7 protein-coding genes and 5 pseudogenes are annotated in these 13,607 nt (G+C 59.5%); 3 read left to right on the top strand and 9 right to left on the bottom strand.

The features are described from left to right. Positions 1-33 precede the first annotated feature (33 nt). From X726_RS147105 to X726_RS147135, 7 genes and pseudogenes are all read right to left on the bottom strand, one after another. Positions 34-1,470, bottom strand: coding sequence for an amidase (locus tag X726_RS147105; protein ID WP_023671648.1), 1,437 nt, complete (start codon positions 1,468-1,470; stop codon positions 34-36). Between the two features lie 334 nt (positions 1,471-1,804). Further along, entirely contained in the window at positions 1,805-2,806 is a 1,002-nt protein-coding gene (locus tag X726_RS147110; RefSeq protein WP_023671647.1) for an ABC transporter ATP-binding protein, read from the bottom strand. Then, positions 2,799-3,806 carry an ABC transporter ATP-binding protein gene (locus X726_RS147115; RefSeq protein WP_023671646.1) on the bottom strand — a complete coding sequence of 336 codons (1,008 nt, stop codon included), beginning with the start codon at positions 3,804-3,806 and terminating at the stop codon, positions 2,799-2,801. Before X726_RS147115 ends, X726_RS147110 begins: the two co-directional genes overlap by 8 nt. Then, a complete protein-coding gene (locus X726_RS147120) occupies positions 3,803-4,735 on the bottom strand; it encodes an ABC transporter permease (protein ID WP_031215208.1) in 933 nt (310 codons plus the stop codon). The genes X726_RS147115 and X726_RS147120 overlap by 4 nt, the downstream gene beginning before the upstream one ends. Next, positions 4,732-5,706, bottom strand: a complete 975-nt coding sequence (locus tag X726_RS147125) for an ABC transporter permease (RefSeq protein ID WP_023671644.1) — start codon at positions 5,704-5,706, stop codon at positions 4,732-4,734. The genes X726_RS147120 and X726_RS147125 overlap by 4 nt, the downstream gene beginning before the upstream one ends. A 6-nt stretch (positions 5,707-5,712) precedes the next feature. Continuing rightward, entirely contained in the window at positions 5,713-7,380 is a 1,668-nt protein-coding gene (locus X726_RS147130; protein ID WP_031215206.1) for a peptide ABC transporter substrate-binding protein, read from the bottom strand. A gap of 291 nt (positions 7,381-7,671) precedes the next feature. Further along, a pseudogene (locus tag X726_RS147135) lies at positions 7,672-8,862 on the bottom strand (IS481 family transposase). A gap of 201 nt (positions 8,863-9,063) precedes the next feature. Here X726_RS147135 and X726_RS1000000169385 point away from each other — a divergent pair. Further along, positions 9,064-9,539: pseudogene (locus X726_RS1000000169385) on the top strand (transposase); the annotation flags it as partial. A gap of 567 nt (positions 9,540-10,106) precedes the next feature. Here the strand turns inward: X726_RS1000000169385 and X726_RS147145 are convergent. Further along, positions 10,107-10,796 (bottom strand): GNAT family N-acetyltransferase, encoded by a 690-nt coding sequence (locus X726_RS147145; RefSeq protein WP_023671639.1) that lies wholly within the window; start codon positions 10,794-10,796, stop codon positions 10,107-10,109. A gap of 438 nt (positions 10,797-11,234) precedes the next feature. Here X726_RS147145 and X726_RS1000000172420 point away from each other — a divergent pair. Next, positions 11,235-11,480 (top strand): annotated as a pseudogene (locus X726_RS1000000172420) (ABC transporter); the annotation flags it as partial. Positions 11,481-11,667: 187 nt separating this feature from the next. Here X726_RS1000000172420 and X726_RS1000000171825 read toward each other — a convergent pair. Beyond that, positions 11,668-11,967: pseudogene (locus tag X726_RS1000000171825) on the bottom strand (ABC transporter substrate-binding protein); the annotation flags it as partial. Positions 11,968-12,050: 83 nt separating this feature from the next. Between X726_RS1000000171825 and X726_RS1000000171820 the strand changes: the two are divergent. Further along, positions 12,051-13,268 (top strand): annotated as a pseudogene (locus X726_RS1000000171820) (IS3 family transposase); the annotation flags it as partial. Positions 13,269-13,607 lie beyond the last annotated feature (339 nt).

The following is a 13,607-nucleotide window of genomic DNA, read 5'->3' as shown; positions in this document are numbered from 1 at the left end:
GACGTGATACGAGTCAGCGTCAAGCACACCCTTTTATTCAGGATCGCCAGCGAACACGCGCGGCCTTCGCGCTGCCCAGGGGGTCGCCTCCTCCAAATCGCGTGCGACACGGACCAGCGTGGCCTCATCACCGAAGCGGCTCACGATCTGAATGCCGATCGGCAGCCCGTCGGCGCTTTGTGCTAAAGGCAATGATACTGACGGCTGCCCGGTAATGTTGAATATACCCAGCTGCGAGTAGAGCGCAGCATCAGCTTTCATGAAATCCTCTGCAGAAATGGTCGGATCAGTCGTGCGATGAACGCCATCCAGTGGCAAAGCAACGGTGGGCATAGTCGGCGTAACAACGACATCGAAAGAATGTAGCGCTTCGCCTACTTGCAGCCTCATTATCCGGAGATCCTCATGAAACTCCCGAGCATGGGACAGCGGCAAATTCTTTCCATATTCAGCAAGCTTAAGAGTAACTGGCTCCAAGGTCTCGGCGTTGAGACTGCGGCCCATAGCCTGAGCCGAAGTTTCGAGTGAACCACTGCTGAGGCTCGTCAATCCGACAAATATTCTGTAGACGTCCTCGACTTTATAAGGTGCATCGATATCGATTAAGGTGTGTCCCATTTCTTCCAAAAGGCGGACCGTAGAGTCGACTGCATGCATGACGTCCGGCTCGATATCAACGGCACCCCAACGCGTCCTTGCAACACCGATCCGCAAGGTGCCGGTCGGCTGGGATAGTTCACTTACATAGGTGCGATCAGGCTGGACAATGATAAACGGATCACCAGGGTGCGAGCCGGAAAAAACATCCAGAGCTGCTGCCATGTCGCGAACGGTGCGGCACATAACGAAGTTGCGGGCCAGACCGAACCATGGGTCCTGCTGTTCCGGGCCGCCGGAGATGCGGCCGCGCGAGGGGTTCAGACCGAGGAGGCCACAGAACGATGCGGGTACACGGATCGAGCCACCCCCGTCGCCGCCGCTGGCAATCGGGACGATCCCCGCAGCGACAGCCGCCGCGGAGCCCGCCGTGGAGCCCCCTGTCGTCCGACCAAGATTCCACGGGTTGCGGGTGACCCCACACAATGCGGACTCGCTACTCCCGATCCCCAGTTCGGGCGTGGTCGTGCGACCCAAGACACGCAGCCCTGCCGCGCGCGCGCGCTGAATGAAGTAGCCGTCCACAGTCGGCCGATTGCCGACGAAGAGCCGACTTCCGAACTCCTGAAGCCGCCCGGCCTCCGTTGCCCCGGTGTCCTTGCGCAGAAATGGCACACCGGAAAATGTCCCCGAGTCTGACCCGGGCACAGACTCAGCATCGTCATAGAACTCGACCACGGCGTTGATGGTGGGGTTGATGCCGTCGTGAGCTTCACGCGCCAAACGGACAAGTTCGATGGCAGTGATCTCGCGTCTGCTTACCAGTTGCGCGAGCCCAGTGGCGTCGTGGGTGGCATATTCACGCAGCTTCATGCATTGTTCCCCTAGTCATCAGTGATTCACCTTTCGAACTTTCGCCAGCCGCCAGTATACTTGAGGATCCGCTAAATCTGCGCCGACAGCATCGCGGTGCGGTCTTAGCTGTGCTCCACCCGAATCATGCCGTCCAAGTGCCGCAAACGGCCCCATGACGCCCGAAGCGCGGCAGCCGGTTGACCCTCATAACCGTCGTAGTTGCAGAGCGGTCCGGATGGCGCACTAAACATACGCTGGGTCGGCTCCCTCCTTAACAGCACGATAAACTCTGCTCTTAGCCGATAGCTGAGACCTCGAGGGCTGAGCAGGCTTGAGAAGCAATGGCCGGCCTTCATTTTGCCAGCCAGCACGCGGCCAAGTGCTTTGGACCAACCTCGATGGGCGGTGGTTCCTCTTGCCTGCAGCGGTCGAAGGCTAGTGGACAACGCGGATGGAAACGACAGCCGTTCGGAACGCGCGCGGCGCTTGGAACCTCGCCTTGCAGGGCCGGCAACTCGGCGCGACCTGCATCGATGCCAATCTGCGGGGTGGCGGTGCGCAAGGCGACGGTATAGGGATGGCGAGGGTTGAATGTGATCTCGTCGGCACTACCGATCTCGACCAATTTTCCAAGATACAAGACCGCAATCCGGTCCGCGATCAACCAGGCAAGAGGCAGGTCGTGGGTAATGAACAGCAGCGCCATGTTGTGCCTGTCGCGCAAGTCAACCAGCACCTGAAGAATCTGCGCGCGTATGGAGACATCGAGCATCGACACGGGCTCGTCGGCAACGATAAGCTCCGGTTTCACGGCAAGCGCTCCGGCAATCACGACTCGCTGGCGCTGACCGCCAGATAATTCGTGTGGGAATCGTCCGAAGAAACCACTGGGAGGATTGAGGCCGGCCGCTGCCAGCGCTTCGGTGACACGCTCTGTGAGTTGAGCATTGTTGTCAACCAACTTCATTGAGCGCAGCGGCTCCGCCACGATATCGAAGACGGTGTGTCGCGGATTGAGCGCCTGATAGGCGTCCTGAAAGATCATTTGCACGCGATGCCGGTAAGGGCGCAAAGCCGACAACGCTTGAACGGACGTCATGTCGCGGCCTTCGAACAACATTCTGCCGGCCGTCGGCTGGGCAAGCTTGGTGATGACGCGCCCTACCGTCGTCTTGCCGCTTCCAGATTCCCCGACCAGGGCGACGATCTCTCCCCGTCCGACATTGAGGTCGATCCCGTCCACCGCGCGCACGGCGCCGGCAGATCGGCCCAGAACACGGTCGAACAGCCCGCCCTGGATAGGAAAATGAACTTGCAGGCTGTCCAGACGCAGGAAGTCGGCGGTTTCAGGCATGGACTGCGACCTTGTCTTCTTCCGAGGACCGGTGAAGGTGACAGGCGACGCGTCCCCGCCCGACCTTATCGAGGCTGGGATTTTCCATCGCGCACACCGCCATAGCCGACGGGCAACGCGGATGGAAAGCGCAGCCCGAGGGCCGATTCACCAAGTTGGGAGGATCACCGGGTATTGGCCGAATTATCTTTATGCCATTGGCCGGGTTCGGGATCGATTCGATCAGCAGTCGAGTGTAGGGATGTTTGGGCTGAGCGAAGATCTGGGCAACAGTGCCATCCTCGACGATGCGGCCGGAATACATGATCATAACGCGATCACAGCACTCAGCCACCACAGAAAGGTCGTGAGTGATCAGAATGAGGGCAAGGTTAAGCTGCGATCGCAACTTCCCTAGCAGCTTGAGGATCTGAGCCTGTGTGATGACGTCGAGCGCCGTCGTGGGCTCATCGCCGATGATGATCGAGGGGCGACATGCGAGCGCCATGGCAATCATCACCCTTTGGCGCATACCGCCCGACAGCTCGTGGGGATAGGCGGTGCCGCGATCCGCCGGAATGCCGACGAGATCGAGCAGCTCCCTTGCTCGGGCGATTGCGTCAGCCTTCGACATCCCGAGCTTCAGCATGCATGGCTCGGCGATCTGCTTGATGATGCGGTGAACGGGATTGAGCGCATTCATCGCGCCCTGGAAGACGACGGACGTCTCGCTCCAGCGATGCGGCCTCATCGCGGCATCGTTATCAATCGGCAGTCGGTTACCGCGATAACGCACCTCGCCGCTGCTGACCCGTGCGTTGGGTGATAGCAGACCCGCAATCGCCATTGCAGTCGTGGTCTTCCCGCTGCCCGATTCTCCGACGAGGCTAACGGCCTCTCCTGCCCGGAGCGCGAAGCTTACTCTGTCGAGCGCACGCGCTGAAACGCCCTTGAGTCCATAGTCGACAGTGAGCCCGTTGACTTCCAGAAGCGGAGCTTTCTCCTGGGAGGAGTTTGTCATGGGATTACCCGCCGACGTGGATTGAACGTGTCGTCGAGGGCATTGCCAATCAGGACGAAGCTAAGCGAGACCGTGAGGACGCACACTCCGGGGGCACCGAGATACCACCAGGCTCCAGCACTGGCCGCGCCGGCGCGTTGAGCGAGCGAAAGCAAAGTGCCCCAGGAAGGCTGCAACGGATCGCCAAGCCCGAGGAACGAGAGCGACGTCTCGACATAAATTGCGCCGGCGACGACCAGGGCACCGTTGGCGGCGATTTGCGGGACGAGATTGGGCAGGATGTGCCTTACCATGATGCTGAAATTGCTGCTGCCCACAACGCGTGCGCGGTCGATGAATGTTCGCTCCTTAAGCGACAGTGTCTGGCTGCGAACGATGCGTGCGACAAACGACCAGCTTGTCATGCCGATAACGACAAGGATCACAAAAAGAGAAGGACGAAAGCCGAAGATTTCTCTGCCGCGCCCCATCACCTCAAGCACCACCGGTGTGATGACCAGCGCCAGCACGAAGGACGGCATAACGAAGAAGAAGTCCGTCACGCGCATCAGCCAGACGTCAACCCTGCCACCATAGTAGCCAGCCGTCATTCCGACCGTGGTGCCGACGATGAGACTGATCACGGTCGCCAGCAGCGCGATCGTGAGCGAGATCCGGGCACCGTGGACGACTAGGTTGAGTACGTCCTGCCCGACTTCGTCCGTGCCGAGCAGATGCTCGCCTGATGGGGGTACGAGGAAATCGCCGGTTGCGTTGATCGCGGTCTGAAGCGGTCCCACCAGGACATCCGGCATCGCCGCCATAACAAGAAAGAATACCAGACACAACAGGCCAAGCTGAGCCCCGCGATAGCCAAGAAACTGGCCTAGAAAGGTTTTGATAGCACGCGCCCGGCTACGCGGTGAATACCGAGCTATACTTTCACTCATTGCCGGACCCTCGGATCAAGCAGGCCGTAGGCAAGATCGGCTACGAGGTTGGCGACGACAATCGAGGCACCGAGCAACAGGAATACTCCTTGAAGGACTGGATAGTCCCGAGCATTGAGCGCTTCGACCGTGAGACCACCGATTCCCGGCCAGGCGAATACGGCTTCGACGGTGATGGCACCCGCCACCACGTAGCCAAGATTAAGCGTAACCAGGGTAACGACCGGCAGCATTGCATTACGAAATGCATGACGCATCAGCATCTGACCATTGGTCAGCCCTTTGGCCCGTGCGGTTATCATGTAGTCCTCGGTGACGACGTCGCTCATCGCGGCACGTGCGACCACAACGTATTGGCCGATTAGTCCAAGGGCCACCGCGGTGACCGGAAGCGCCAGATGCCGCAGATAGTCGAGCAACCAATCGAGCGAACCCGTAATTGCGCCGGGCGAATGTGCACCATAACCCGGAAGCCAGCCGAATGTAGTGCTGAACATTACCACCAGGAGCATGCCTAGCCAGAACGAGGGCGTAGAATAGAGCGCCAGAGAAGTTCCCGTGACGATCTGATCGACGGCTCCTCCTCTGCGCCAACCCGCATATAGGCCAAGCATGACACCGAATACGATGGCGATGAATTGTGCAAGACCGACCAAGGCAACTGTGGCCGGCAAGCGCTCCAAGATCAGGTCAGCGACATGCCTGCCCCTGAACTTGAAGCTGTAGCCAAGATCACCATGGAGAGTTGCCGACAAGTAATCGAGCACCTGATCTGGGAACAGCGGCCGGTCGAGGCCCCAGTTCTCGCGTTGCGCCTCGATCTGCTCAGCCGTCACGCTGGTGCGCGCGCCGCCGAGCAGAAGCAATGCAGGGTCGCCAGGAATGACCCGGAACAGGACGAAGTTCAGAACGGCGACCATCACGAGGGTTATGATGGCTCTGATGAGGATGCTCCCGATGCGCGGGCTCATCTGGCTTCAAGCCGGCTTCAGGCGGTCGAACGGGAAGTAGCTCCACGTCGACAGGTCCTCCCCCCAGCCCTCGAAGCAATCCTTACGATGAGCTTCGAGCAGCGTCGGGTAACACAGCATGATGTAGGGCGCCTCAGTGTAAATAAGACGCGTGGCTTGATCGACGAGTTCCTTACTCTTCTTGAGGTCAGCGATTTGGTCGATTTCCGATAAGAGCTCGTCGAAGTTCTCATTCGTCCAATACGAGTAGTTGTACAGTCCGACCGCCTTACTGCTGCCCGTCTCAAGTATAGCGCGAGGAAATGGTGAACGCCAACTTGAACCGACGAGCAGGTCCCAACCGCCGCCGCCCTTCTCCGGCGCCGCCTCACGGGCAGTGAGCGCCCCGGAGTCGAGCTGAGTGACTGATACGGGGATGCCGATTTGTCCCAACCAGCCAGCAATTAGCTGTACCGCCGCAATGGGTATCTCGAGGCCGCCTGAAGACGCTCCGGTGATCAACTCGAGCTGAAACTTGTTTCCTTCCTTGTCTTCCCGGACGCCGTCACCGTCGGTGTCCCGATAGCCGGCGGCATCGAGCCGGCGGCCCGCCTCGGCGAGATCGAAGTGGCGCCTGATGTCGCTCAAGTCCGAGTAGTATTCAGTGGCCGCCGGCATGACCAGTCCCACGCCAGGGTCGGCATGCCCTCGGAAGGCTCGATCGACGATGGCCTTCTGGTCGATCGCATAGCCGATTGCATCGCGAAACGCCGGGTCCTGCAAGGCCTTGGTGCTCCCCGCGCCCTTTCCGGACGCGGTGTTGAAGGCCAAAAAATTCCGTTGCTCAATACGTGCTTCTGCAGCCACGATGTCGGGGTATGTCGAGAGGTCCTCCCACTGAGCAACTGTCATGCCGAAGCCAAAATCAAGATTGCCGCTCTTCAGACCCTGCGCGATGGGATCGGCGGTAGTAAAGAAATTGAAAATCATGCCGTTCGTAGCCGGTTTTCCTGTGCGGAAGCACTCGTTCGGCATGAGGCGGGCAAACTGGCCCTGTCGAAACTCTTGGACAATCATCGGCCCCGTGCCCACCAGCGGCGGATCGTTGCGGAAGGTGCTGCGCGCGTCGGCGTAGGAAACATCCTTCCAAATGTGCTCGGGAACCATCAGCATCCCGTTTTCAATTGGCCAGCGGGTAGGGGCTTTGGTCACGATTTGCAGAGTCTCGTCGTCAATGGCCACGACGGATCCGACTTGCTCGAGGCCGCTAGTGTTGTTTTCGCCAATATTTAGTTCGTCGGGCCTGCCTATCGAGCCAAGCACATAGTTGTAGGTGAACGCAGCGTCCCTAGCCGTCGCAGGCTGGCCGTCAGACCACTTCATTCCAGGCCAGATCTTGAATGTCCAGGTGAGCTGGTCATCCGCAACTGACCACTCCTTGGCAAATCCCTTTCGATCGGGATGACGCTGGGCGTCGACGCAGACCAGGAAGTCATACGTGTAGCAAAGCGGATAATACGAACTCCAGGTGGCAAATGGGTTCATCGAGTCGGGGGCGACGATCGTGCCGACGCGCACGATGTGATCATCACACGACGACGCAGCAAAGGCCTGGAAGTTCAAGACCCACGGTGCAGCCGATCCCAAAAGCATCGCCTTGACGATCGAACGGCGGTTAAGGGGCAATCTATTCATTTCATCCTCCCACATTTCCGACCCTTGTTGGCGCCCTGTCGTAGGAGGCCTTTCGGCTTTTACGCTGGCCGGTACTCACTCCGTTGAGAGTACTGGTGGCGCTGGGCCGTTTTGAGCAAATCGGGACTATTCAGAGCAGGAAATCGGCTTTTTCTATCCTAATGTGCGCGAAAGCATTTCCCAAAGGCCGGACAGGGGTTCCGCTAAGTCCCGGACCGTTTCGCAGAAATTCACCCATTCACGGTCTGAACCGAAAAGATGACATCCTTGCCATCGGCACAAAGAGGCGCCCTAGCTGTTTAGTCCCAAGGTTTGATGGGTTGGATCGAGCCTGAATCGTTCGGGCTCTTTTGTCCAGATTTTGCAGATGTATTCAAAGGGCGTGAGGCCCTTGAGGGTCTTCAGTCGACGGCCGAAATTATAGGCTAAGACGAANTTTGCAGATGTATTCAAAGGGCGTGAGGCCCTTGAGGGTCTTCAGTCGACGGCCGAAATTATAGGCTAAGACGAACTCGGCGAGATGCTGGCGCAGTTGGTCATGGCTCTCGTAGTAGAAGCGTTTGACGGTCGCATCCTTGATCGTGCGGTTCATGCGTTCGACCTGGCCGTTGGTCCATGGGTGCCTTGGCTTTGTCGTTCGGTGGTCGATATCGGCCTTGGCGCAAGTATGTTCGAAGGCGTGCGCCCATATGATTTCTCCCGCCGCCATGGCTTCCTTGATCAGCGGAACGGCCGAGCCGCCGGCACCTGGGGTCGTGAACTGAATGCCGTTGTCGGTAAGCACTGTGTGGATCTTGTAAGGGACAGCATCAAGAAGATGGCGCAGGAAATCGGCGAAGACCGCTGTCGTTGCCTTCTCGTGCAGCTCGACGAAAGCGAACTTCGAGGTCCGATCTATGGCCACGAACATATGCAGCTTGCCCTGCTCGGTTCGGACCTCGGCGACGTCGATATGGAAGTAGCCGATTGGATAGGCCTTGAACTTCTTCCTTGCCGGCTTGTCGCCCTCGACATCCGGCAACCTGCCTATCCCGTGACGCTGCAGGCAGCGATGCAAGGATGACCGCGACAGATGCGGGATCGTCGGTTGGAGAGCATAGAGGCAATCGTCCAGTGGCAGCAGCGTATGACGCCGAAAGGCGACGATGACCGCCTCTTCCTCAGTCGATAGCACTGTCGACTTCGGATCTCTGGGGCCAGTCGNTTGGAGAGCATAGAGGCAATCGTCCAGTGGCAGCAGCGTATAACGCCGAAAGGCGACGATGACCGCCTCTTCCTCAGTCGATAGCACTGTCGACTTCGGATCTCTGGGGCCAGTCGGAAGATCGGCGGCCGACGTCCGGTTCCTCCACTTCCTAACCGTCTTCTGATTGATGCCGTAGCGCTTCGCCAGCGCCCTCAACTATGCTGTATCGCTCGACGGATCGCCTCTGTCGTCGTGGCGCTCCCATGAAGAACCTGGCCCATAGCGCATCCTTTGATTCGGACGAAAAGTATGCGCCATCAAAGCCTGGGATCAAACACCTAGGGCGCCGGCGACGGGTGTTTCACGCCTGCGCCTACCGGATCGTAGCCGCTATAGTCGTTTTGAAGAACCGGCACGTCGACTACGTCTTCGGCCTGCCCGGCGATCCGGTCTGCAGCGACTCCTCGATGCGGCAGCCGACGACTTCAGCACCCCCGCGCGCGCTCGAGCACCGACCTGCACTGCGGGGCTACGCCGAAGTCTTGGAAGGTCGAGCGCCGCGTCTGCGCCCGCATTGAGGCTATCGCCTTGGGCCTTAATGTCCGCTCCGCAATCTCGACAGCGGCTCGGCCGAGCACCTCTGGGACGTGATCTACTGCGCCGGTGGTCAGGCGGAGAACTTGATCAAGATGCACAAGAGCCAGCTCGCCTCCGACCGCACCAGCTGCCGCTCGCCGATCGCCAATCCGGTCCGCCTCGTTTTTGCACACCGCCGCATACTGGCTCATGCTGACCGTACGCGACGCCGTGCCACCGACCGACCGCCTCGCCAAAGCCGAGTTCGCAACGCTGCGGCTAAGGCGCCGGCGTGGTCGAAACTGTCTCGCGCATTCACCTGGCCTTCGCCGCCGCCTGTCCAGAGGCCAGCCTGTTCCGTCTCGTCGCCAGCAACCTGCAGCCGGCCGGACCGTGAGCGGCGGGCAACCAGGCTCCACTGAACCAGACCGTCCCAACCTCCAGCGCGTTCCGAAAGTTCAGCTCTGTCGCGATGAAACAGACGCCTCACCCCCTCATGGCCGCACGAGCTGCGGCTACCCAACCAAACCGCTGACGGATAAGACGGGCTAGTTTCCGCCCATAAACGACAAACTGGCTATTTTCACCGATTCCGATCGAGGCCAAATCGCTGGCCGAGGCGCCAACGATCGAGCCAATAGGTCTCGTCCGTACGATCGCGCCCGCCCGCGCCGTCAGTGACATCGCATCGGCGTTGTCCGCGGCGTGCGTAGGTTAACCGGCCTTAGTTGTTTCTGCGGCCGTTGATGTGCGCTGAAAATGACCCGCTGACAAGGACCGAGCGGACCCATAGGCAGGGCGGGTTCAACAACAACTTCTCGAGCGGCCCGACGTTGACCGCTCGATGCGAAGTGCTTCGGCCGCGCCTCATCTCGGTGTGGCTTCGGTGGCACAGCCAAGACGCCGAAGCTCGATGTGCCATCCGCAGAAGTGTGAAACGTTCTTGATGGAACTTCAATCTTCATCAGGGCGCTCCATCCTTGGTCAGGATATAACTTCGCTCAACGCAGTCAAATCCGGTTATCACATAGCCGCCAGCGAAGGCGTCCCGCAGGCAGTCACGAAGCGCGAGCCGTGCTTGAAAGGCCTCCTCCCTGTGACAGCGCATCAAGGCCTCTACGTCGCCGGGGAGTCGAATGCGCAAGCTATCCTTTGCCTCTTCAGCAAGGAACCGGCCCTCCGCCTTTGCGACGACGACGGAGTCGTCGAGAAACCAGTCGACCAGCAGCCGATCCGAAGGTAGTCCTTCGTTGATCCCCCCGATTGCACCGAAATAATCGACGAGGTAGGTCGCGGAACGGCCTCCTAGCCGCGCGATATTGAGGGCTGCGTTGACCGTTCGCATTGGATCGAAGGTCCAACGCACATGCCGGATGCCGCGTGTCAGGCACCAGCGTCGCTGGTACAATTTAAGCGCGACTCCAAGGCCGCGCCCGCGCGCTTCCGATAGCACAGCAAGTCGACGCGAATGCTGCACGCCCGACGTAGCGCTAGGAGAACCGAAGACATAGGCAATAAGCCGACCGTCGACGAAGGCGCCGGCAGCGAGTCCGCCTTCTGCTTGGATATCGATCATCAGTTCGGCCGGATCGGGCGTGTCGCCTTCCCCCCAGACCGCAACCTGCAGGGCCACGGCAGCACGGAACTCCGTCATGCCGGCTAAATCTCGAAATTCCGTCCTCATACCACAAAGCCTTTGCTGGTGATCGTGCCTGCTGAGGAGATCAGTTGATCGACTGCTGGGCTACTTTCAGCTTGAACATGGCCCCTATCTAGCTTCCATTAGGCGCAAGGAGCATGCAGGGGCTCCCCAAGGTCGGATGCTATTGCGCGTCGATCTGGGAGAGACCTGCGCGACAATCTGGATGAGCTCTCAGAGCGCGGTCACGGGCAAATTATCATGCTGATTGTCGCTGGCAAGGCTTTCGTCGGTTTCTGATTGCCGCTCCGCGACAAGCTCGTGCGTGTTTTTGATCGTCGCGTGGCCGGCCTGCCGCGCTTGCTCCGCGTAGCTGATGTCTTTCCAGACGTGCTCGGGAACAATCAATATGGAACTGTCAATTTCCGCAAGCCGCTGGTGACCACGGGGCCGATGGTGATTTCGGAGTTTCAGCAAGGTCAGTTTGCTCGCTTCACGCCGAACCCATACTTCCGCGGCGGGCAGACGAAGGCCGCCGGGCTCGAGTTCCACTTCTTCGGGACGGCCGATCCCGTCGCGCAAGGTTTAAAGAGCGGCAGCCTCGACTATGCCTTTGGCCTGACGCCTAGCCAGTGGGCCGACCTCTGGAATCTCTTGATGCAAGTCGGTGAAACGCGAGTGGAGCAGCGAGACTATCTCGCCTTCAACACCCTCTCCGGGAAAGGGCTGGCAGTACCAAAGCCCTTCAGGACCCCGCGTTTCGCGAGGCCATCGGCTATGCGATCGATCAGAAGGCTATTGTGGATAGGGCAATGCGCGGACACGCTGACCTCGGCGCAGGACTGGCCATGCCGTCGACTCCGGAATATTTATTCCGACCTAAGCGAGGTAGGCGAGTGGGTGACTCGGTCACAATCTGCAACGTCTCGTCGTCGAGCGCTGTGACCGACTTCCAGTTTTTCAAGCCGTCGGTGCTATCCCACCCGGTGTTCAGCTCGTAGGGCTTGCCCATGGAGCCGCGCAGATTGTAGGTGAACGCCGCGTCTCAGGCCGTAGCAGGCCGAGCGTCCGACCACTTCAAACCCGGCCAGATTTTGAATGTCCACGTGACGTTGTCGTCGGCAACCGACCATTCCTTGGGAAACCCCTTCCGGTCAGCGTGGCGCTGGGCGTCCACACCTACTAGGCATAGGTGTAAACGAGCTGACCTGAGACCCTGAAGCTCCTCCAGTTTTTGGTAGAGTCTGTCCCACTCAAGGAGACGGACGAATGAAGCGTTCACGGTTCACGGAAGAACAAGTCATCGCGATTTTGAAGGAGCAGGAGGCGGGCATGAAGACCGCCGATGTCTGCCGCAAGCATGGGATCTCGGAAGCGACCTTCTACAAATACAAGGCCAAGTTCGGTGGCATGGACGGTTCCGATGCGCGCAAGCTGAAGGCTTTGGAAGAGGAGAACGCCAAGCTGAAGAAGCTGCTGGCCGAGCAGATGCTGGACAATGCCATCCTGAAGGATGTCGCCGCAAAAAAATGGTGACGCCCGATACCAAGCGATGCGCTGTGGCCCACGCCTGCGATCGGCATGGGGTGAGCCAGCGTCGGGCGTGCAAGGCTCTTTTCGTCGACCGCTCAAGCGTTCGCTACACAAGCATCCGGTCGGACGATGCCGCCGTTCGAGCCGCGATGAAGACGGTGGCTGCCGAGCGCCGCCGCTTTGGCTACCGGCGCATCCACATCATGCTTGAACGGCAAGGGATCGTGATGAACCAGAAGAAACTGCGGCGGCTTTACCGGGAGGAGAAGCTCCAGGTCCGCAAACGTGGCGGCCGCAAACGGGCCTTGGGAACAAGACGGCCGATGATCGCGCCGGGTCGGACGAATGAGCGCTGGAGCCTGGACTTCGTAAGCGATGCCTTCACGGACGGACGCCGGTTCCGGGTTCTGGCCGTCGTCGACGACTTCACGNCGTGGCGGCCGCAAACGGGCCTTGGGAACAAGACGGCCGATGATCGCGCCGGGTCGGACGAATGAGCGCTGGAGCTGGACTTCGTAAGCGATGCCTTCACGGACGGACGCCGGTTCCGGGTTCTGGCCGTCGTCGACGACTTCACGCGAGTGCCTGGCGCTGGTCGCGGATACATCGCTGTCGGGCGCCCGCGTCGCTCGGGAGCTGGATGCCATCCTCGCCCGCCGCGGCAGGCCTCGCACGATCATCTCGGACAATGGCACCGAGCTAACGTCGATGGCGATCCTCAAATGGTGCCAGGAAGGCGGCGTCGAATGGCACTACATCGCGCCCGGCAAGCCGATGCAAAACGGATTCGTGGAGAGTTTCAACGGCCGATTTCGCGACGAATGCTTGAACGAAACGTTGTTCTCCACTCTCACGCAAGCACGGGCAGCAATCGATCTATGGAAGGAGGACTACAACCAGAACAGACCACACTCAGCCCTGGGCAACATCACGCCCATCGAATTCGCCATCAAAATGGCTCTGGAAAAACAGGCCGCATGAGGCCAGAAANGCCCTGGGCAACATCACGCCCATCGAATTCGCCATCAAAATGGCTCTGGAAAAACAGGCCGCATGAGGCCAGAAATGAAACTCCGGACTCTCCATTGAACTGGAGGGAACAAGGGTCCCAGGTCAATCTGACGGGCAACACTCTCCCAATGCTTTGCACCGGCAGCCTCGCTTGGCATCGAGCAGTGGACCAGTCCAATTTAGCGGGTTTGGCACGGAAAGCCGCGTTGCTCACGGTTGCTGCGGTTATGCAGAAATGAGCCGCTATAAGCCTGTTTACTGCGTAGAAGGCGTCAATTCGTC

This window comes from Mesorhizobium sp. LSJC285A00, assembly GCF_000503155.1.
Lineage (GTDB): Bacteria > Pseudomonadota > Alphaproteobacteria > Rhizobiales > Rhizobiaceae > Mesorhizobium.
Note: the sequence above shows the minus strand (reverse complement) of the source record. Positions and strands in the feature narration are given on the sequence as shown.